The following is a 20,672-nucleotide window of genomic DNA, read 5'->3' on the forward strand; positions in this document are numbered from 1 at the left end:
GATCTGTGCATCTGAATGTTCTTCGCTCCGCTACGGTCGGTGCTAAACGGATCTCCACCGGACATCCAGCACCCCATCACATACTGCATAACTTTGGGATTGACATTGTTCTCACCCAGCCTGGTACATCCCGTATGACGAAGAGTATGTGGATGTGTCAAGTATAGGACAAAAAAAATTTTATTTTTTTCTGCCGAAGACTATCTGACGCTTCCATCAGGTAGTCCCAGCACCTTTATTATCTTTTGAAAAGTCATTCTTGTCCTGCTCAAGTTATCTCTGTTCTGAAAAAATATCGTCAAAATTCCATTCGATTTCAATTTCATCCTGACTATGAACACGGATCACCTTGATAACCTCACGCAGCTTCTCTGTATCGAACTTCTGAATTCCCAAGAAATCTTTTAGTTTTATTTTATCAGAAAGTTCATTTTGTTCAAGAAGCTTTTTGCTATTCTCCGCATCTTCTATTTTTCGTTTTATTTCCTCCAACTGTACACTTGCCTTTTCAGCTCTCTGCTTATACGAATCACGATCCATACGACCATCTTTGTAATCATCATAGAGCTTCATCTTTTCTGAGGTCAACTGTCGGCTCTGTTTTTGCAATTCTGCAGTATTAATCTCTTTGTATTCACATTGACTTTTGGAAGATGCTTTCTTTCCTTTTTCCAACATTGACGCTGCATACTGATGGACAAGTCCAAGGATATTCTCCTCCATCGATTCCCTACGAATCACCAGACTTCGGCACACAGGATCGCCATTGGTTCTGGCATCTGAGCATTTCAGCAGATGCTCTGTTTCTTTTAACAGAGCATGCCCACAGTTGGCACATAACAGCAATGCCGGCTGTTTTTTACGTCTTTCCAGAGTAAAATTGGTGCGTGATTCCGCAACACTTCTCTTCTTTTTCGGATGCATTTCATTTGCTTTTTCAAACAATTCCCTGTCTATAATTGCCGTATGATGATTTTCCAGGCGAACCCATTCTGTTTCATCATTCAGAACTGCTTTATGGCCCGTATGCATACTGCAACGTGTTTTGCCCCAGATTCTGGTTCCAATATAAATCTCATCCCGGACAATTGCCGATACTGTCGTAGGGCTCCAGTGTTTCTTTTTGATCGTGTCAAACCTCTGGAACTGCACCTGATCCCCTCTTGATATTTTCTGCTCATCACAAGTAGCAATCGCCTGTCTGTTCAATTCCCTTGTAATATCTGCAAAACTTGTTCCCTCCGCTGCCATCTGAAAAATCATTTTTACGACTTTTGCAGCCTCCGGATCAACTTCCAGCCTTCCATCTTTTCCTTTTTTATAGCCATATCTGGCATTTACTGGAAGGCGTGTGCCGTTTTTTGTTCTTGTCTGCATTGCTGATGAAATTTTTTTGGACAAATCCAGGCTATACATATTGTATACCAGATTCTGCAATGCTACATTCATTCCACCAGTCATTCCGCTGCTTGCTGCACTGTCATAGCTGTCATTAATCGAAATAAATCGAATCTGCAGAAGTGGGAAAATATATTCAATATAAAATCCAACTTCCAGATAGTCTCTTCCGAATCTGGAAAAGTCTTTTACAACTACACAGCCAATTTCTCCGCTTTTCATGTCTTCCTGCAGCTGTTGAAATCCCTGCCGTTTAAAATGAGTACCGCTGACACCATCATCCACATATTCCAGGATATCTGCCTCATCTACACCCAGCTGATCAATCACAAATGATTTTAACAGAATTCTCTGAGAAGTTACACTGTCGCTTTCTTTTTTGGCTCTGCCATCTACATTGTCATCTTCTGCGGATAAACGGATGTAAACAGCTGTTTTTCTATGATCTGTCATCTCGACTGCGCCTCCTTCTCTTTCTTTAATTTCTGTAAATCTGCAAACTGATCGTCATATACCAGCTTGATCTCATAATCATACTTACCATGGATAATAATTGAATCCACAAAAGCATCTGCCATTTCTTTTGTCAGCTTACGCTTTGACATATAAGTATGTATCACATTTCCCCAGCCTTCTTCAATGTGGTAATCCTGGGAATACCGAACCTGTGCCGCCAATACTGTGTCCAGACGGCTCTTGATATTCTCAATTTCATTGGAATAAATCCGAGAAAACTGTATGTACTCTTCTTCTGTAATCAAACGTTCCGAGTAATCTTCATATAAATCCGATTTTCGCTTACTGATACGGCTTAGTTCCCGTCGAAGTTTCCCCACTTCTTTATCCAAAAGCAGGTACTGTGTCTGGTTTTTGGAAGCTGCATTCATTTCCCGAATCATTTTTTCTGTATCCAATACGGTTTTCATATGCGTTTGGATCAGGCGAAGCACATCATCATCCACATATTCTTTTCTGACTCTGTGCCCTTTGCATTGCTTTCCCCCGGATTTATGGTTCGTATTGGCTCCGCAGATATAAAAGAATGTGCCATTTCTTTCTCTGGACAACGTCATGCGGTTGCCACAGCCTCCGCACCATATCTTTCCTGTATAGAAATTATGATTTCGATTAGCCCCATTGTTCTGCTGATGTTTCTTCTTATATGCTTCCGTATATTCCTGGATTTTAGATTGTACCTGCTGAAACAACTCTCTATCTATAATTCCTTCATGTGTGTTCTCCACATGCAGCCATTCACTCTCTGGTCGGTTTCTCTGTTTATTTCCCTGAAAAACGCTATACTGATACTTTCCATATACCGAATCACCTGTGCAATGAACATCCTGAAGAACTCGTTTTACTTCATAATTGTTCCAGGGTTTTGACTCCGGAAGCGGCTTTTCACCGGTTTTATAGAATTTTCTCTGTAAAGTCGGCGATAAAACTCCATCTTTATTGAGCTGTCTTGCAATATCACTATAACTCCTGCCATCCATATACATAGAAAATATACTTTTCAGATGTTCTGCAGCTTCATCATCAACAATCAGCTGATGATGGTCTTCTTCTGACTTTCTGTAACCATACGGTTCCCAGGCACTTGTAAATTTTCCCTCTTTCCAGAGTGCTTTTTTTGCGCTGCTACTCTTCTTGGCAAGGTCTTTCGAATAGAATTCATTGATGATATTCTTCAGTGGAACTGTAAGATCCACACCTTCTCTGAAAGAATCGAAATCATCTGTCACAGCCAGGAATCTTACATGGAAAAACGGAAATACTCGTTCAATATAATTGCTGGTTTCGACATAATTTCTTCCAAGTCTGGACAAATCTTTTACGATCACACAGTTGATTTTTCCATGCTTGATATCTTCCATCATCTGTACGAATCCAGGACGGTCAAAATTTGTACCGGAATAGTCAGAGTCCTTATAAACTTCCGCAACCGAAATATCTTCCGTATCTGCCACAAAGTTTTTCATCAGTTCCACCTGGGTTTCTATCGTTCCTCTTTCTAAGGTTTCTTCTGTTTCCATTGAAATTCTGGCATACAATCCTGCCCGGAACGGTCTGCTCACCTCTGTCTGGACGGTTGCACTGCTGACTACTTCCGGAATGTTTTTCCTGCTCTTTCGTGCCATTTTATACAACCTCCTTTACCTTGACCTGCAGATTGTTATTATCATCTATTACCATATCAACTCCCATAGCAGGTAATTGATTCAGCAATGTCTGATAACAATCATCAAAATCAAAAGTGATCTCTATATTCTTTTTATCATATACTCGGATTTGCCTGATCAGTTCTACCACCACAGTGCGGGACAGTTCTTCAATATCCTGATATTTCACAAAATAATCCAGCCAGGTATTGGCTTTGTCTGCTTTTTCCAGCTCGTTATCCATTTCTTTCTGGATCGCACGGATACTCTCTTCCGCATTTCTAAGCCGCTTTCCATATGCTGCATGAAGCTCTACATAGTCTTCTTTTGATACAATGCCCTCTTTCATATCCGAATAGAGCATCATCCGTAACTCCTTACAGCGTTCTTTCTCCTGCTTTTTCTTCTCCAGCCTGTCCTGCAGCTTTTTCATATTGATCTCCTGAAATGGCACAGTACCAATAAATTCCAGGACTCTTTTCAGGTGCAGGATATTCTGGATATGCTGTTTCAACATCACCAATACGGCAACTTCCAGATCCTTTTCCGGTATTCTATGACTGGAACAGCGTTTTGTTTCTTTATTTGTGGAACATAGATAATAAGCATATTTTTTTCCTGCCACAGTAGAAACCTTTCTTGTCATAGGTGCTCCACAATCCGCACATACAGCAATTCCGGATAACAGATATACCTGCTTTTGGTCAGGTGAAGTACGTGTATCCATGCCCAGAAGCCTCTGCACAATTTCAAAATCACGGTCACTCACCAGTGGCTCATGATTTTTCTCAATTCGGATCCAGTCATCTTCCGGTTTCACATAAGTCTGCTTCACTTTATGGTTCGGTGTTGTCCTTTTTCCCTGCACAAGATTTCCGATATAAACCTCGTTTTCCAGTATCCTGCGGACCGTAACGGAACTCCAAAGTGCCTGTTCTTTCTGCCGGAAACCTGTTTCATAACGACTGCCGCTGCTTATTTTATACTCAAATGGGGAAAGAATACCCAGTTCATTTAAACGATTAGCGATCGCATCCTGACTCATTCCCTGCAGCTTCATCTTAAAAATATCCTGTACTACACTGCCCGCCGATGGATCAATCTCTAATTTATGCTTATCTGTCTTTGTCTTCCTGTATCCAAATGCTACAAACGGAGTCACGCACTCGCCTTTTTTCCTCTTAATCTCAAGATTACTCCTGATCTTAATAGAAATATCACGACAATAAGCATCGTTGATTAAATTTTTAAATGGGATAATGATTTCGTCTGCCTGATTCTTTCCCTTAAGACTGTCATAATTATCATTGATGGCAATAAAACGCACACCAAGAGCCGGGAATAATCTCTCGATATACTTCCCGGAATCAATATATTCCCTTCCAAATCGTGATAAATCTTTTACCACTACGCAGTCTACAATCCCACGCCGGATATCTTCCAGCATTGCCTGGAATGCAGGGCGCTCAAAATTAGAGCCTGAGTAGCCATCATCAACTCGGACTGAAACAACTTCAATATCTTTTTTGTCTTTCAGGAAATCCAGAATCAAAGCTTTCTGGTTAGAAATGCTGTTACTTTCCAGTTTTGCTGAACTGGAAATATCGCCATCTTCTTTAGATAATCTGACATAGATGGCGGCATGATAGATTTTGTTGATATTCTGATACATATCTTACCTCCTTTTATTACGTCAGAAAATCCATGTAATAAAAGGGGGCTGCATAATTTGTCCTTACCGACATTCTAACACAGTCCCCTCAATTTTACCAGTACTTTTTCAGACACTCAGAAGCATACTTTTTCAGACACTCAGAAGCATATTCTCAAATGCCTGCTCCATAGATATACCGTTATTTGCAAATCTGACTTTTACTTTCATATTACCGATCCGGACCAGATAAGGATTTCCTACTTTATTCAGAAAAATATCTCTCCGTTCCTGAAGCGGCTTATTTCTGTCTGCTTTTATCATCCGTAGATCAGTCATTTCATTGATATCCACATCACTGAAATCCTGATCCAGATAATTTCTATATTCCTCTGCTGTCATGCCCTTCTCCTTCCATTCCCATCTGAATCCGTACTGCTTTCAGTACCCGATCCAGGCTCCACTTATTTACTCTTCCGCATTTCTCAATAATACATTTTGTAGAAATGCTCATAACCTGTTCAGCCAATGCCAGGCTTCCTTTTCGGATCCCTGTCATATCGTACTTACTGATAAATACATGTGTTGGTAAATACCGCTTCTTATATATTCTTGACGTCAGCGGAACTACTGTAATGACTGAACTGTATGTATTAGCTTTGTTGTTACTTACCACGATCACCGGTCGTACTCCACCCTGAACCGAGGTTGTCGGAAACATACCGAGATCCGCCCATAAAATATCTCCTCTTCGAATCGTCACTTGTCATCTCTCCAATCTTTTTTTATTTGTAAAGCATTCATAGCGCTATATTGGCTCCACAGGAATACGGCAGAGTTCCTTTCCAAGATAGAAAGCTCTGCCGCATAACCTCTATAGCCAATTTGATTATTAAACAGTGCTCGCTCGATTCTATTTATCCTCGATATCCCGAATCGTTACTCCTGCATCTGCAGGAAGGGAATAATAACCTGTCCGAATGCTATACTCCGGACCACAACCCAAAAACTCTCGTTTCCAGGCTCTGGCAGTTCATAGGTTTACCAGTTACAGACTTCTCAGGGTCTGCAAGTGTATCGCATCTCACACATGTCATCGCATCACCAGCCTGCCGACTGGCTTTGGTCAGTGCTTTTTCGCAGCATTATTAGCTCTAAAAATGTTTTTACGTCTTTTAATCCTATAGCGGCATCTTCCTCGTGCTCACTGTATGAAATGTCACGTCAGTTATTATTGGATATTCAGTTATCATGGTGCATTTTAGGGAGTCCTTAAAGCTCCTCTAATTACTAAAGTCAAATGACTTCGGCAAATGCAAAAAATTTTCCAAAAATTTTTTAAAAAAATTCTTTCATATACATTTCACGCATTTTATTAAGGATTGTTTTCAGCTTGTACGCTAATACCTGTCGGGAAATCCCCATAATCTCTGCCATCTGTGTCTGTGTCTTATTTTCAAAGAAAATGCCATAAATAATCATGCGTTCCTCGGTATTCAGCTGATTAATCACTTTATGAATATCCTGCTGTTCCATTTTCGTCAGTACACTGTACTCCACGTCACAATTCAGATCCGGGAAATCCTCTATCATAAAGCCTTCTCCATCAATGGACTGACCACTGTAAGGTACTTCCCGCAGCATCTTATCCACGACTTTCCCTTCTTCGTTCTTAATCTCAACTTTTTTTGCCTTGCTGCTTCTGTAAAAGTTGTTCATCGCATACGCAACTTCTTTTGTAATCTCGATCATTTCTCCATCAATATTTGCGTAGTACTTTCCTTCATAAAAATATGGGTGTTCAATATACATATCCGTTCCTCCTGAATTTGAAATCTTGTTGCTCGTTTCAAATCCAGAAGGCGGACCTCTGTTTAGAATCATGCCTGCTCCTCCTTTATCCTGCCGGGACATACCCGCAGTTATTGGCTGAGAAATTCAGGCACGAAAAAAGCCCCAGTAGTTTTTTTCTTAACTACTGAGGCTTTCGTCTCTTTTTTGTATTCAGTTATCTATGCCTTCTTTCATCAGCATAATCATTGTATCAGGATAATGTTCACAAAGTATCCGCAATACGTTCCCATAAGTTCACGTCATTATTGAAATCGTACATATTTCAGTATAAAAAATTCACCGTGTTATTCTTCTACTTCTTTTCCATCTATATATAGTTGAAATTTATCAGGATTATTGACAACATCATAGTCCTTTCCATATTCTACAGGTCTGTATTCGGCTGTCATTACCGATTCCCCATCTTCAATATCCTCTTTCCATAAATAGATGTTCATATCAAGGCTCGTCGCATATCCCCTGTCTGTGGAGAATTTTGTCGAACGAAAAGAATCACCCTTGTACATCTGCAAAAGTTCTCTTGCAAACGCTTCTCTATTCTCAATATTTTCCCGGTTAGCGACTACAGTTAGATTTTCATCCCGATTTACGGAAAATGTTCCTACCACATCCGGTTCACCTTCCTTATGACCGGATTCAGGTTTCCCATAAATACTTCCTGCAGCAATTATCATGATCACTGCTCCAGAGATCACTGCAATTATCTTTTTCTTCATATTTTCATTAATTTCCTTTTAATTGTTTTACTGCGTAATTGATCACTTCTTCCGGTGTAGGTCTGTCTCCTCTAAGTGTCATTTTCTTCCATTCTTCCTGCACAGCCGGATCGGGATTATCAAATCCTGCATCTATGGCTATCTGCATTTCTCTGCGTACCTCTTCTGGTGTTGTGTTGTACTTTTCTGCAATCTTTTCATAAATAGTTTTCTCTCTCATTTGTCCGCCTCCAATTTTATAGAATTAGATATAGTTCTTTAGAACTACTATACCATGGTTTTAATCGTGAAAAAAGACGGGTTTTACAAATGGATTCATAAAAATAGACAAAAAAAGAAGAGCTTTATGCTCTTCTATTTCGCAATTAATTCTATTAGTCTACCAAAGCTCTGACCGCATTTAAAACTCTTTTCTGTTCGTTCTTTGGCAATTTTTCTATCATACCAGACAATTCATTGGTAACACCTGTAACAGAATGTGTCACAACATCTATCAACAGTGCATCCGCCGATACATCAAGTGCATTGGCGATTGCTACAAAGGTATCCAATTTTGTTACTTTCAATCCTCTTTCTATCACACTGACATGTGTTGTACTTAAATTTACCAGCGCTGCCAGTTCTTCCTGGGTAAGATTTTTTGCTTCTCTTGCAGCCTTGATTCGCTGACCAACCGCTTTTAAATCCATCGTAACACCTCCTTCAGAACGATAATTCGGTCTAAAATTAGTATACCGATAGATAATCAAAAGATACAGAATCCGCAGATACTACAATAGTTCTACAGAACTAGTACAGATATTTTATATATCAATATAAAAAGAAGCCACCAGATAAATCATTTTTTCTGGCAGCTTCATTACGATTCTGTTGTTATTTTGTAACACTCATGCTCTCATCGATCCATTTCTTCACCATTTGAGCACTCACATTAAGATAGTGGGCTATTTTATCAACTTTCATTCCATCCGCAGCCATGGATAATGCTGAGGCCTTTGCTTTTTTCAGCTCACCACTTTCAATACCTTCACTATAAATCTGTTCCATCTCACGGCACATGAATTCCACCCCTTTCTGTGTTTCCTTCAATTCGTATACTCTGTCTGCAAGTATCTTACTATGCATATCTTCCGCATTCTTACAGTGAAGATCGTGCATCAATCTGCCTAACTCAGTATCTTCTTGCTTCTTAGAATTTACATAAATAATATGAGCCTCATCTTTGAAATTTTCACTGACTTCTTCGATCTTCCTGTCTATATGATAAATCGGAAGTCCATAACCAAGTGCATCGTCTCTGGTGATGAAGATCACATAACTCTCTGGCAGTTCATCAAAATCCTGCCCTGGATTTAATATATTCATATCCATCAGACCACTATGATATCTTGCCCGTTTTGGAGATGCTCCTTCATTGTCCTGCTGGATTTCCACATCCATCTGTTTGCCATCTGAATCCCTGGCAACACAATCCAGAATAGCTGAACGCCCCTGTAAATTCTTATAGTCCTTCTGAAGAACCTGATCGATAACTTTCAGATCCTTTTTATCCATAATCACCTGCAGCACATATTCCGTACATTCCCGTTTCTTAAATACATTCCGCATGAACACATCGCTCATGATGGTAAGGTCTTTTAAGATACCCTTGTATCTCTCGTAACGTGTTTCTAATTCTTCTGTTTTCACGATTTCTTCCTTTGCCACGTTCACTCCCGCCTCCATTCTTTGCTGTGTCAAGATAGGTTCCTAGATGTCTCCTATCCCAATTTCATCTTAACATCAAAACCAGCTTTTCACAAGCCACTATTTTATCCTACATCACTTGAAAACAATAATTTCCAATCAGCTTCATCCAACTATTATATTTATTCTTTTCACACACTTTTCGGCAAATTTCATTTTCCATCAGTACACAGAACATCTTATCATAATCAAATGCCCAAACAGCACCATTCACATGGTTTTCCACTGCTTTCTGATCTATGCTTTTCAAGCGTGTGACCATTTTCTCAATTTCTCCATTTCCCAAGTTACCGATATTTTCGCAGATAAACCGAAAGAAATTCAACGTTGTATATTCGTCATGCCAATGGAACTCTTCTGGATTGTTTTTTATTTTACTGGCTCGCTGCTGTTCTTTGATTATCTGAGCAGCTACACCTTTCATCGAATCTTCGTATCTCATAACTCCCACCTACTCTTCCTCAACGCCTAATGACGGTTTGAATCTCTTATCTTTTGCCTGTGGCACTACAATTTCATAAAAATAAAATCCTAAATACCCAAGTGCCTGCTTCTTCATTTTATAAAAAGAAGTCCTGCCTATTCCCAGTTCCTGCTGCACTTCCACATCTGTCTTATTGTAATGACTGCAAAAGCAGGAATGAAGAATTTCACTGAGTGTCACACCATTGGGAGCATAAAATTTCACCAGTGTCATTCCCCGATAGATCATGTCTGACAGCCCATAAATAATCATCAGGTTATTCATCTCCCGGTGCATCTTTGGCACGTTAAGCTGATGATTATAAATGCTCAGGTAGCTTAACGCATATGCCATATCTTCATTGATCTTCTCCTGACACTCCATATCCAGTTCTTCCAATACGACCTGATTTTCCAAAATCAGCTTCTGGTAACTTGTCATCAGTTCTTTAATATCAGTATAATGTCTTTCGATTGTAACTTCCAGATAATCCTGTGCATGGCTTGCCATCTGGAAGGTAATTTCTTTCATTGATTTAATTGCATAATCTCTGTCTGTCATCAGTTTCTTATTCTCCTTATCATAATCACACTAACTGGCGGTCTTTCAGACCAGTTCGCTTTCCCCATGATTTTGATGGGAAGCAATTACTCACTACAACTTGCAGAAGCGGATATCCAAAAGACATTGTGGGAGCTGCCTTTGCTGACCGGAATCCATCTTCTTATGTAAAACCTGCAGGAATATAAAGGGAAAGTGACTATCCCTGCCGGTTAATAATCCAAATAATATCGTCTATACCTATCTCTCCTTATGCTGTTTTTCTCTCCATAAACCATTTATCCACTTCATAAAATAAATGGCTTTCCTGTCCCTGTATCATACAGGTGTACATCATTCCTACACCGCCTGCCTTTCTGCTGGCACATCGCTCGATTTTCAAAATTCTGTCGATGTTATATTTTCTTCCATCTTCCCAGGTAAAGAATATAGGAACCAGTTTTCCGTCTTTCCGAAACTCTGCCACTACATCTACATATACTTTATTCATACCGGCACCTCACTATAAGATTTCTATTGCTCTTGGCGATGCCGGAATCCTTCGGATATATCCGTTTTGTTCCAACTGCTTGATTCTGGAAGAAGCAGATGACGTTGATCTTACTCCGATCAGTTTTCCAAATTCCCGGACTGTCGGCGGATATCCATGCTCCTTCGTATAATTCAAAATGCACTGATAGCTTTCTTCCTGTTTTCTGGTTAATGTCTGTTTCAAATTTATCCCTCCCATTATCCATGAAAATAACTGTGTGGATGGACCGTATGTGTACCAGCGTCCAAGTGGGATAAGACTTTATCTTGGTACATTGCCGCTCGCTGTATACTGAAATATCCAAACCGTCGTCTGATCTCATCTACAGTACGATCCATCTTTTCTAATTTTTCCTGTTTCTCTTGATTACCAAAAAGTTCCAACTGCACGGGAATATTATCCAACACAAGATCTACTGCTCGTATACCAAGGCTTCTGATTGGATGCTCCCATTTATAATGATCTTTAAACAACTGAAATGCTGCTGTCACAATCTCATCTGTTATATTTGTCGGATGATGTAATTGTTTCTGCCTCGAAAAACGAAACAAGCCATTGTCTCGAACCGTAATTTCTATCGTTTTGCATTTAAAACCATGCTTTCTCAATCTTGCTGCAACGTTTTCTGCCAGTGCCATCTGAATAATCCAAACATCCAGATCATCTTCCAAATCTCTTGGAGTTGTGGTACTATTGCCGATTGACTTCACAGGAGCTGCATACCCGTCTTTGCAAACTGGATCATTGTCCCAACCATTTGCAAATGACCATAACACAATTCCCATCTTTCCAAAATGGCTTTCTAACATTGCTTCATCACTTTCTGCAAGTTCCCCAATGGTTCGGATCCCCAGCTTCTGAAGTTTCTTCCGAGTCTGTCTTCCAACATAAAGCAGATCCGATGCAGGAAGCTGCCAAATCATACTTTTATAATTTTCCCGGTTAAACTCTGTAATCGCATCTGGCTTTTTGTAATCTGAACCAAGTTTCGCATAAATCTTATTCCAGGAAATTCCAATACTTACCGTTATACCCAGTTCGTATTTAATCCGATGGCTGATTTCTCGTGCAATCGTTATTCCACTTCCTTTCAGATTTCTGCTGTCTGATACATCTAGCCAGGATTCATCAATCCCATATGGCTCAATCTTGTCCGTATACTCCGAATAGATTTCTCTTGCCATCTGTGAAAATCGTAAATACAAATCCATCCGTGGTGGTACAAATATGATTTCCGGGCAAATCTGTTTTGCCTGCCATAATGCCATTCCGGTCTTTACACCTTTTCGCTTTGCAATATAATTTGCTGTCAGCACAATCCCGTGTCTTGCTTCCGGATCACCACCGACTGCCAACGGCATTCCGGCAAATTCCGGATGATGCAGCATTTCCACACTTGCATAAAAGCAATTCATATCACTATGCAGGATTACACGTTCACTCAATTTTTTCACCTCCCAGCCGTTTCGTTCAGCATGATGTCTTATCAATTTCTGTATGCTTAGTATACATCTACATTTTGGAGATAGTCAAGCTACATCTTGGTTGTTTTTTCTCCGTTTTGGAGATTGTTGTTGATTTTATTTCTAACATGCGGTATAATGCATATAGAAAATCCAAATAGAAATGAGGCGAACAAATGCGTGATTTCGGGGAAATATTAGCAGAAAATAGAAAAAAGAAAGGATATTCTCAATCAGACCTGGTAAAATTGCTTTCTCAGGAGGGTATTCAGGTCACTACAAAAGCAATCTCCAAATGGGAGACTAGTGCACGTGAACCAGCTTTACATGTTTTCCTGACACTTTGCCAGTTACTTGATATTGAAGATATATATGAATCCTTCTTTGGAGAAAATCCATATAACATTATGAATGGATTGAATGAAGAGGGCAGAAATAAATTGATTGAATTTGCAGATATTTTGAAAGCTTCTAAAAAGTTCTCTCCTCTGTCTGCAAAAATTATCCCGTTCCATCATCCTGTAGATATTACCTGGGAATCGGTTTCTGCTGGTACCGGAAATTATCTTGAGGATTCTGTAAAGGAAACTTATGATGTAGGGCATCTTGCTCCTGATCAGACAGACTTTGGTGTACGAATCTCCGGTGACAGTATGGAGCCACTTTATCATACTGGCGATGTTGCATGGATTCAGAAAAAAGACTCCCTTGCCAATGGTGAAGTTGGAATCTTTTATCTCAATGGCAATACTTACATTAAGGAATTACATGATGAGCCAGACGGTGTTTATCTGATCTCTTTAAATAAAAAATACCGTCCTATTCAGGTTCTGGAATCTGACTCTTTTAAGATTTTTGGAAAAGTAATTGGGAAATGCAAAGGTGAAGAAATTCCAGGATTTCATTAGATTTCAACAGCAGATTCATGATTCTGCTGATAACAATAAGTAAAGGAAGTGATTGAATGGCGATCAATAATACCCTGAAAGACATTCGTGAAGAGCGAAATCTCATTCAAGCAGATCTGGCAGAAGCTGTCGGTTCCTGCAGCCAGACCATAGGCCGCATCGAACGTGGGGAACGCAATCCCTCCCTTGAGATTGCAATCCGATTGGCACATTACCTGAAAGTGCCAGTAGAAGATATTTTTCAAGTTGAAGACTGAAGCACAGCAGCCAGAAAACCGAGGCGCAAAAAAAGCCCCGGTTTCCTTTTGCTCAAAAATCAATGTAATCCTTTTACGAAGTCTACTGCATTCTTCATATCTTCTTCATTCGGATGTCCTTTTGCGATACCACCAACCAGTTTAAACGGTCCGAATGTGTCATAGCCTTTACAGCCAAATTTTCCAATTACGCTGGCATGTTTTTTCTTCAAAGTCTGTTCTATGGATTTATAATTCTCACTTCCGCCATAAGTGCAGATCAGAAATACTTTTTTATCTTCCGGCAAATTTCTCTCTGCAAATTTCAGAATCGACTGATGAAATTTTGAATAATAGATTCCTGACGCAAATCCAATCATATCATAGTCACTCAAGTCTGCCTTCTGCTGTTTTACTGTATCAATTAAATCTACCTGACACTCTTCTGCTATCCTCTTTACTAATTTTTCTGTATTTCCATGATGTACTGATGCATATACGATTGCTTTTCTCATTTTTCTTCCTTTCTGCCTGCTCCGTCAATCAGGTCATAGCTCATATCCAAAAAGTCCAGTGTCTTAGCTTCACTGACTGAACCATCCAGTAAAATCGTAATCCAATGTTGCTTATTCATATGGTATCCTGGTAAAAACCCATAAGTCTGAATAATCATGTTGGTCATTTCCGTATCACACTTTACGTCCATGATATCAACTGTATCATTTCCATCTAATCCAAGTTTCGATTTTTCAACAGTCATGAGCACCGCATACCATTTTCCATTTTTGTGGCGAAGAACTGCACTGTCCGGCAGTTTACTCCATAGATATTCTGGAACTGTACCGTACTGCTTCTTCACATAATCAAATATTTCTTCCTTTTTCAAAATCTGTTCAACTCCTGCTTCTTCTGATGTCCTGTCCATAATCATATCACATTTTCGTATAGCATACTACCTGCCAAATTCTTTTGCATTTCTCTTTATCTCCTGACTTTAACTAATAGAGGGGTAAAACAGCAAGGACAGGAAGTGAGGATACACTTCCGGAAAATCCCAATTTAGGGTACCCTGCCCTAAATTGAAAATGCTGAAAGCAACGGTAATACTGCCCTCGCAGAAAGGAGGAACTGCTAATGGCTGAAAGAAAAAGAAACAAAGAAATTCATTTTTATGTCACCGAAGAAGAACGAAAGCTAATCCGCAGGAAGATGATAGAATCAAAAACCAAGAACATGGGAGCTTATCTGCGTAAGATGGCAATCGACGGCTACATCGTCAACACAGATACAACTCCTCTGAAGAAACAGTATGAGGAAATGCACAAGATTGGTGTGAATATTAATCAGATTGCAAAGAAAGTAAATACCACCGGAGATCTATATCCGGAAGAAATGCAAGAATTGAAAGAGATGGTGAAAGAATTATGGCGTATCTTAAGATCTTCCCAATTAAAGTAACAGACAAGAAAGCTCTGGACTATATTACAAATCCAGATAAGACAGATGAAAAACTGTTAGTTTCCAGTTTTGGCTGCTCCCCGGAAACTGCAGATCTTGAATTTTCTATGACTAGAGAAATGGCAAAAAAGAATGGAATGGACAAAGGTGATAACCTGGCATTTCATCTGATCCAGTCATTTAAACCTGGAGAAGTTGATGCCGAAACTGCCCATCGCTTAGGACAGCAATTTGCAGACGAAGTACTGAAAAGAAAATATGAATACGTGATCAGCACCCATGTTGACAAAAATCATATACACAATCACATCATCTTCAATGCCGCAAGCTTTGTTGACCATCACAAGTATGTTTCCAATAAGCGAAGCTACCACAAACTCTGCAGAATCAGTAATTGTATCTGCTATGAAAATGGACTCGCCACCAGTATGCCAACCGGAGAAAAAGGTAAAAGCTATAAAGAGAATATGGAATATCATCGTGGCACCAGTTGGAAAGCCAAACTGCGTGTTGCAGTTGATAAGGCAATCTGGACTTCCATCAACTATGAGGAATTTCTACAAAAGATGCAGTTAGCAGGATATGAAGTTCGACAGGGAAAACATCTGTCCTTCCGTGCACCGGAACAGAAAAACTTCACTTATATGAAATCTCTCGGAAGCTATTATTCGGAAGAAAATGTCCGTATCCGTCTGGCTAAAAATCGTAGCAAAGCGAAAGCTCCAAAGCATCTGTCCAGAGAAGCCCGCCTGTATATCAATATCTCCACGTATGTTACGACCGGCAATCGAGAAGGATTTGAACGATGGGCAAAACTCAATAACCTGAAAGAAGCGGCTCGTACTTTCAACTATCTTTCTGAAAATAACCTGCTGAATTATGAAGATTTCCAACAGCATATTTCTGATGTTGATGCTTCTGTTAAAGCGGCTGATCTGAGAATAGCACAAATCACCAGTGATCTGAGCACGCAGAAAGTCATTCAGAAACACTGTGATTCTTACCGGCTCTGTCGTAAAGTGATAGAAGATTGCAAATCTGCAAAAAATCCAAAAGAATACCGTTCCAAGCATCTGGCAGAATACCAGCTCCACGATTCACTAAAAAAAGAGCTTCAGGATCTCGGTGTTACCAAAATCCCAAGCTCTAATAAAATCCAGAAGCAGATTGAAAATCTTGAATCTGAACAGGCTGCTACCCTCCGGGAAAAACAGGAATTACAGAAAAAGCAGAAAACCCTGGAAATCATTCAGCAGAATTTCACTGCGCTACTCGATGCTCCAGAAATCAGTTCAGACTTACTTCCGGCAAAAAGGGAACCTGTTTCTGTCACGGAAAATGTAACAGAGAGTTGCTGGAAGCAAAACTGTGCTATATGAGGCAAGATAAAAACGGATAATTGCGGAAGAACCTCGCCACACCGGACTGGCGGCTCCTCCCGCACAAGAATATTCAGAAAGTAAGAGATCACAGGTGCCACAGGAAGTTCTTCCGCAAACTTCTGTACAATTCGGATTTTTGATTGATTTTGATCTGTCGTACAGGATAACTGCATAGTTCAAGATGATGCCATTACTGGATAACATGACAGAAACGACCTGATGCACATAATCCTGACAGCCCTTTAAATGAGACTGATGGAAATACGCCGCTTCAATAGGATGCAATGGCTGTGACGAGGGCTTTGTATGCGAAGCGATTGTATCATCCACAATACAGAAAATGGGCTTACCAGAGAGCAGTGCCTCCCGGTAAATAGTCTGTATCACGCTGCGTTTCAAAACATCTTGGAGTTCAGAATCATTCCATTTTCCATGATTCAGGAAATAAGCGGTTGTAGTTCTGTGCTGACAGCTGACTTCAGCGAAATCAATGGTTTTTCCTCGATAACCACGCAAGAAAATCGAGACCATGATAGTCATTAAATGGTTGAGGTACACATCGGATAAGAATAATCCGAGTTTTAAAGATTTAAAGTAATTGTAAATATGATTAGAATGATGTATACAATGTATACTGTTTGCAACAGGCACCCCCTTGTTGTATGTGTAAGATTGTTTTGTCGTTATTACAATTATACATCATTCAATAGAGGGTGTCTTTATTTTGTGCAATATTTGAGATTTACTCATTCATAGTTTTTAATTCAGTTTTTCATAAATCGCTTGACACCATCGATTATACTTCATTCCTGTAACTCAGAGCACTACCTCTATCCTATAGTTAAATTTCCAATAATAGTATTTCTGGTAACAGGGATATTTCTTGCTTAAGCATTGCATAATAGATTCCTGTTGCGCCAATCATAATACCTGGGTTATATCTTTCACAATCTTTTATAAAATCATCTTCATTAGATTTCATAATATAATTTAACATGAACTTTGACAATTCAATAGCTTCATAACATCCCATTTTTTCCCCATAATGTCTTAATATACTGATTGTACCAAAATTCCCATGACATAAACAGTTTCCTTGCAATATCTGAAGCTTCATCACCTTTTGCGCAGCTCTTATAACATCATTTAAAATAAGGCTCTCTAATACAGTTCCTTTCATTAATTCTAGCAATTTAAGTCGCGACATTAAAATGCCTGAAGCTCCATGACACCATGCCATACTATCGATGTTATTATCAAAATCTCCTCTTCGAAGATCCTTCCAGTTATTAGTGACCGGATTATACAACGAATTTTCATATTCTAAAATATCCTTTATAATCTCTATATACTGTTTTTCTTTTGTCCTACTATATAAATAAGCAAAAGCTAAAGAGAATCCACTGTTCCCATGAGAAAGTCCTGCCAGATAATTCGGGCTAATATCACTTTTCCAACCAATACCCTTATCCAAATAACTACTTTTTTTTAATAAATAGTTTCCCATCTCCTTTGCAAGAGACAAATATTTACTTTTATTTGTCAAATCATATAAATTAATTATTGTTAGAATCGCTCCCGCATTTCCGAAAATCAAATCATATTTATTATCCTTTTTAAAATATTTTTCCAACACTTCTACTTGTTTTTCACAATAAAATAAATACTTATCATCTTTATAAAGATGATAACATAATTCATATAGATATAATATTGATGCTTCACCATAATAGGCACCTATACATACTTTCTCTTGTTTGCAATCTGCTAGCATTTGATTTGTATATCTAAAATAACTTTCATCAAGTATATCACATATATGGTTAAATTCTTTCATACCTTCTTTTTTTAATACATGAAAGTAAAATGCTATTCCCGCCTTCCCGTCATAAAAGTACCTATTAAGTGGAGCCAAATGCCAATCACTTCTATCATTATCTTGTACCTTAATCCCTATCCAATTAACATCTGTTTTATCATTGTTATATATTGCTGAGTTAATTAAAAAATCGCCATATTTCTTTGCTAATGTAATTACTTTTTCTTTTTTAAATCCAACCTCTGATTTATATACTGCAGATACGTTAAGTTTATGTTTTAGTTCTGAATATTTTGTCATACTCAGTGATATTCGTATAAAAATACATTGTCTTTCTATATCTTTCCTATTCAAAAATTGAATATGTTTTATGATTTGTTCCATGATACTATGCTGAAAAAATCCCTCAATTTTGTCATTTCTTGAATCGTATATATCTAAACTATTCATATTGCAATAAAAATATGGTATATCTCCTTGTAGTAGATCTTTCACTTCTGACTCTAATACATCTTCATTACATTTCTTCTTCATATCGTATAATCCATAAAGAAATATCTGTCGATCTATCACATTTTTCGTCAACTCAGGATGAAAAGATGAAGATAACATCATAGAATATTGCTGAGTATTTTGCATAACAACTCTAATTTTTGTACTTGAGAGTCTTTTAAATATCTTAAGAATATCATTTGTATTTTTGAGAAATACTAAATATGCCTCTCTAAACATCTCAATTATTAATTCTCGAAATTCATATGGAGCCATAAGCTCTCCATCCAAAAATAATAAGTTATTTCTTATATTGCTAATAGCTTTAACATATTTTATTTTCATATCTATACGAAATGCATTATCAATAGCAGGCACTTTAATTGGCAAAACTTGACCTAAACTCCTGTTCAATGCACTAACATCAACCCCACTTTCATTTTCCTGTGACCATATGTAAAAAGGTAATAATCCTGAATGTAAAACAGATTGATGAATCATAACATCTATTTTATCTTCTAGCTCTATGAATTTATTATTTTCATACGGTGAAATAATCGTCTCCATATCAACAATTACTGGATACTCACCATGGACAATAAGATTTTCTGCATGTATATCTGAAGAATTTAAAAGATAGCATACAAAAATATGGATTCCCATCCTTCTATAATAACGTCTCACCTCAGCCAAATTCTTGCAGGGTACATAATCTACATATTCTGTCCATCCATAATTTGCATGTTCAATACATTTATAAGTGTACATCCGTATTCCGCATTTTCTTCCTATTTTTTTTGTAATTTGTTGATATACAACTTCATTCTTAACTGAATGTGGTTTGTAAATTATTGTATAATCATTATCTAGCTGTATTTTAAAAACACTTTTCCCGCCACAATGTAAATCTGAAAAATTACTTTCCAATTTTACGATCTTAGAGAATTTATTTTCTTGACAAAGAACATTTTCAATCTGATTTTTATCATTCAAAAGTCTTTTGATAAACGTGTTGAAATTTTCAATCGAAAAAATTATTGTTTCCAGTACCCCCCGAAACACTGCGGGATATTTATTATAAAAAGAAATTCGATAGTTTCTATCTAGCAAACATCTATTACAATAATTTTGATATGCCTCATTTGCAGTACCGGCAAAAGAATGGCTTTTATTCCATAAATTCATTTCAAATATTAATGAGCGTACAGTAACAAGCATTAACCTACTATAAATTGAATCCAAATAGTTTAAGTATACTTCCTTGCAAATATAGATTAAATTATTATTATCCTTCAGAATATTAAAAGTTAATGATAAAAAATCATAAAAAAAGCATCCCAGATTTTTACTTTTATAATTCTCTACAATGCATTTATCCACTTCTATTTCATGTTCCCAATAATATTCCTTGATTTTTTCGTATTTCAAATTTTCACTATCTTTATCTAAATAATTATTTAGACAAGTGAAAACAAATGGCCACTTTTTTTTCACATATTCAACGCTCGAAATGCCAATTATCCTCTGCCAGTACTCTAATAAATCTAAATTCAAATTTATATTATTTTTTTCAAATGTAACTTCATACAAATTTTTATCTTTTCGCATTTGCAACTCCTAAAAAGCGGGAGCAAATGTTTTTCAGCATTGCTCCCACTTTGGCATACTATATCAGCAACAAACAAGAGTAAAAAAGGCACTACATTCAACAGTAAGTGTAATAATTTCATCATCTGAAGCCTTACTCAGTTTCTTCGCTTCACAAACTTCTCCTAGTAAGTCTCCTGATTGTTTAAGAATATCTGTTTTGCTTTCTTTTTGCATAATTATT

General features: G+C 38.0%; 23 protein-coding genes. 4 read left to right on the forward strand and 19 right to left on the reverse strand.

The features are described from left to right. Positions 1 to 273 precede the first annotated feature (273 nt). The 15 genes from NSA57_RS15470 to dinB all read right to left on the reverse strand — a co-directional run bounded on the left by NSA57_RS15470 (position 274) and on the right by dinB (position 12,528). Complete coding sequence (locus NSA57_RS15470) at positions 274 to 1,851, reverse strand: recombinase family protein (RefSeq protein ID WP_257465336.1); 1,578 nt, start codon at positions 1,849 to 1,851, stop codon at positions 274 to 276. Further along, positions 1,848 to 3,539: a recombinase family protein gene (locus tag NSA57_RS15475; RefSeq protein WP_257465337.1), complete on the reverse strand. Its 1,692-nt coding sequence runs from the start codon at positions 3,537 to 3,539 to the stop codon at positions 1,848 to 1,850. Before NSA57_RS15475 ends, NSA57_RS15470 begins: the two co-directional genes overlap by 4 nt. Position 3,540: 1 nt before the next feature. Continuing rightward, entirely contained in the window at positions 3,541 to 5,232 is a 1,692-nt protein-coding gene (locus tag NSA57_RS15480; RefSeq protein ID WP_257465338.1) for a recombinase family protein, read from the reverse strand. 132 nt (positions 5,233 to 5,364) lie between these two features. Continuing rightward, a complete protein-coding gene (locus tag NSA57_RS15485; RefSeq protein ID WP_055152282.1) occupies positions 5,365 to 5,613 on the reverse strand; it encodes a DUF6870 family protein in 249 nt (82 codons plus the stop codon). Next, positions 5,594 to 5,974 (reverse strand): type II toxin-antitoxin system PemK/MazF family toxin, encoded by a 381-nt coding sequence (locus tag NSA57_RS15490; RefSeq protein WP_012744261.1) that lies wholly within the window; start codon positions 5,972 to 5,974, stop codon positions 5,594 to 5,596. The genes NSA57_RS15485 and NSA57_RS15490 overlap by 20 nt, the downstream gene beginning before the upstream one ends. A gap of 575 nt (positions 5,975 to 6,549) precedes the next feature. After that, positions 6,550 to 7,095 carry a sigma factor-like helix-turn-helix DNA-binding protein gene (locus tag NSA57_RS15495; RefSeq protein ID WP_257465339.1) on the reverse strand — a complete coding sequence of 182 codons (546 nt, stop codon included), beginning with the start codon at positions 7,093 to 7,095 and terminating at the stop codon, positions 6,550 to 6,552. A 254-nt stretch (positions 7,096 to 7,349) separates the two neighbouring features. Next, entirely contained in the window at positions 7,350 to 7,781 is a 432-nt protein-coding gene (locus NSA57_RS15500) for a hypothetical protein (RefSeq protein ID WP_257465340.1), read from the reverse strand. Between the two features lie 7 nt (positions 7,782 to 7,788). Beyond that, positions 7,789 to 8,001, reverse strand: coding sequence for a sporulation initiation factor Spo0A C-terminal domain-containing protein (locus NSA57_RS15505; RefSeq protein ID WP_257465341.1), 213 nt, complete (start codon positions 7,999 to 8,001; stop codon positions 7,789 to 7,791). Between the two features lie 154 nt (positions 8,002 to 8,155). Beyond that, positions 8,156 to 8,470 (reverse strand): helix-turn-helix domain-containing protein, encoded by a 315-nt coding sequence (locus tag NSA57_RS15510; protein WP_227596989.1) that lies wholly within the window; start codon positions 8,468 to 8,470, stop codon positions 8,156 to 8,158. Between the two features lie 184 nt (positions 8,471 to 8,654). Next, entirely contained in the window at positions 8,655 to 9,506 is an 852-nt protein-coding gene (locus NSA57_RS15515; protein ID WP_257465359.1) for a PD-(D/E)XK nuclease family transposase, read from the reverse strand. A 91-nt stretch (positions 9,507 to 9,597) separates the two neighbouring features. Next, positions 9,598 to 9,969, reverse strand: coding sequence for a hypothetical protein (locus tag NSA57_RS15520; RefSeq protein WP_257465342.1), 372 nt, complete (start codon positions 9,967 to 9,969; stop codon positions 9,598 to 9,600). A gap of 9 nt (positions 9,970 to 9,978) precedes the next feature. Beyond that, positions 9,979 to 10,551, reverse strand: coding sequence for an ArpU family phage packaging/lysis transcriptional regulator (locus NSA57_RS15525; protein ID WP_012744267.1), 573 nt, complete (start codon positions 10,549 to 10,551; stop codon positions 9,979 to 9,981). A 250-nt stretch (positions 10,552 to 10,801) separates the two neighbouring features. After that, positions 10,802 to 11,041 carry a hypothetical protein gene (locus NSA57_RS15530; RefSeq protein ID WP_054335621.1) on the reverse strand — a complete coding sequence of 80 codons (240 nt, stop codon included), beginning with the start codon at positions 11,039 to 11,041 and terminating at the stop codon, positions 10,802 to 10,804. A 12-nt stretch (positions 11,042 to 11,053) separates the two neighbouring features. Further along, positions 11,054 to 11,266: a LexA family protein gene (locus tag NSA57_RS15535; protein ID WP_257465343.1), complete on the reverse strand. Its 213-nt coding sequence runs from the start codon at positions 11,264 to 11,266 to the stop codon at positions 11,054 to 11,056. A 14-nt stretch (positions 11,267 to 11,280) separates the two neighbouring features. After that, complete coding sequence (dinB, locus tag NSA57_RS15540; RefSeq protein ID WP_257465344.1) at positions 11,281 to 12,528, reverse strand: DNA polymerase IV; 1,248 nt, start codon at positions 12,526 to 12,528, stop codon at positions 11,281 to 11,283. A gap of 194 nt (positions 12,529 to 12,722) precedes the next feature. Here dinB and NSA57_RS15545 point away from each other — a divergent pair, with 194 nt between their 5' ends. Then, entirely contained in the window at positions 12,723 to 13,454 is a 732-nt protein-coding gene (locus NSA57_RS15545; RefSeq protein ID WP_257465345.1) for an XRE family transcriptional regulator, read from the forward strand. Between the two features lie 56 nt (positions 13,455 to 13,510). Beyond that, positions 13,511 to 13,711: a helix-turn-helix transcriptional regulator gene (locus tag NSA57_RS15550; protein ID WP_257465346.1), complete on the forward strand. Its 201-nt coding sequence runs from the start codon at positions 13,511 to 13,513 to the stop codon at positions 13,709 to 13,711. A 59-nt stretch (positions 13,712 to 13,770) separates the two neighbouring features. On the opposite strand, the gene NSA57_RS15555 is transcribed toward NSA57_RS15550, so the two are convergent. After that, entirely contained in the window at positions 13,771 to 14,205 is a 435-nt protein-coding gene (locus NSA57_RS15555; protein ID WP_257465347.1) for a flavodoxin family protein, read from the reverse strand. Then, positions 14,202 to 14,615, reverse strand: coding sequence for an MmcQ/YjbR family DNA-binding protein (locus tag NSA57_RS15560; protein ID WP_330671365.1), 414 nt, complete (start codon positions 14,613 to 14,615; stop codon positions 14,202 to 14,204). The genes NSA57_RS15555 and NSA57_RS15560 overlap by 4 nt, the downstream gene beginning before the upstream one ends. Before the next feature lie 209 nt (positions 14,616 to 14,824). Here NSA57_RS15560 and NSA57_RS15565 point away from each other — a divergent pair, with 209 nt between their 5' ends. Together NSA57_RS15565 and NSA57_RS15570 are read left to right on the forward strand one after the other, a co-directional pair. After that, positions 14,825 to 15,148, forward strand: a complete 324-nt coding sequence (locus tag NSA57_RS15565; RefSeq protein WP_257465348.1) for a MobC family plasmid mobilization relaxosome protein — start codon at positions 14,825 to 14,827, stop codon at positions 15,146 to 15,148. After that, positions 15,115 to 16,527, forward strand: a complete 1,413-nt coding sequence (locus tag NSA57_RS15570; protein WP_257465349.1) for a relaxase/mobilization nuclease domain-containing protein — start codon at positions 15,115 to 15,117, stop codon at positions 16,525 to 16,527. Before NSA57_RS15565 ends, NSA57_RS15570 begins: the two co-directional genes overlap by 34 nt. An 844-nt stretch (positions 16,528 to 17,371) precedes the next feature. Here NSA57_RS15570 and NSA57_RS15575 read toward each other — a convergent pair. Beyond that, positions 17,372 to 20,449, reverse strand: coding sequence for a type 2 lanthipeptide synthetase LanM family protein (locus NSA57_RS15575; protein WP_257465350.1), 3,078 nt, complete (start codon positions 20,447 to 20,449; stop codon positions 17,372 to 17,374). 63 nt (positions 20,450 to 20,512) lie between these two features. Beyond that, positions 20,513 to 20,665: a hypothetical protein gene (locus tag NSA57_RS15580; RefSeq protein ID WP_257465351.1), complete on the reverse strand. Its 153-nt coding sequence runs from the start codon at positions 20,663 to 20,665 to the stop codon at positions 20,513 to 20,515. Positions 20,666 to 20,672: the final 7 nt, after the last annotated feature.

This window comes from Blautia caecimuris (assembly GCF_024622975.1).
GTDB lineage: Bacteria > Bacillota > Clostridia > Lachnospirales > Lachnospiraceae > Blautia_A > Blautia_A caecimuris.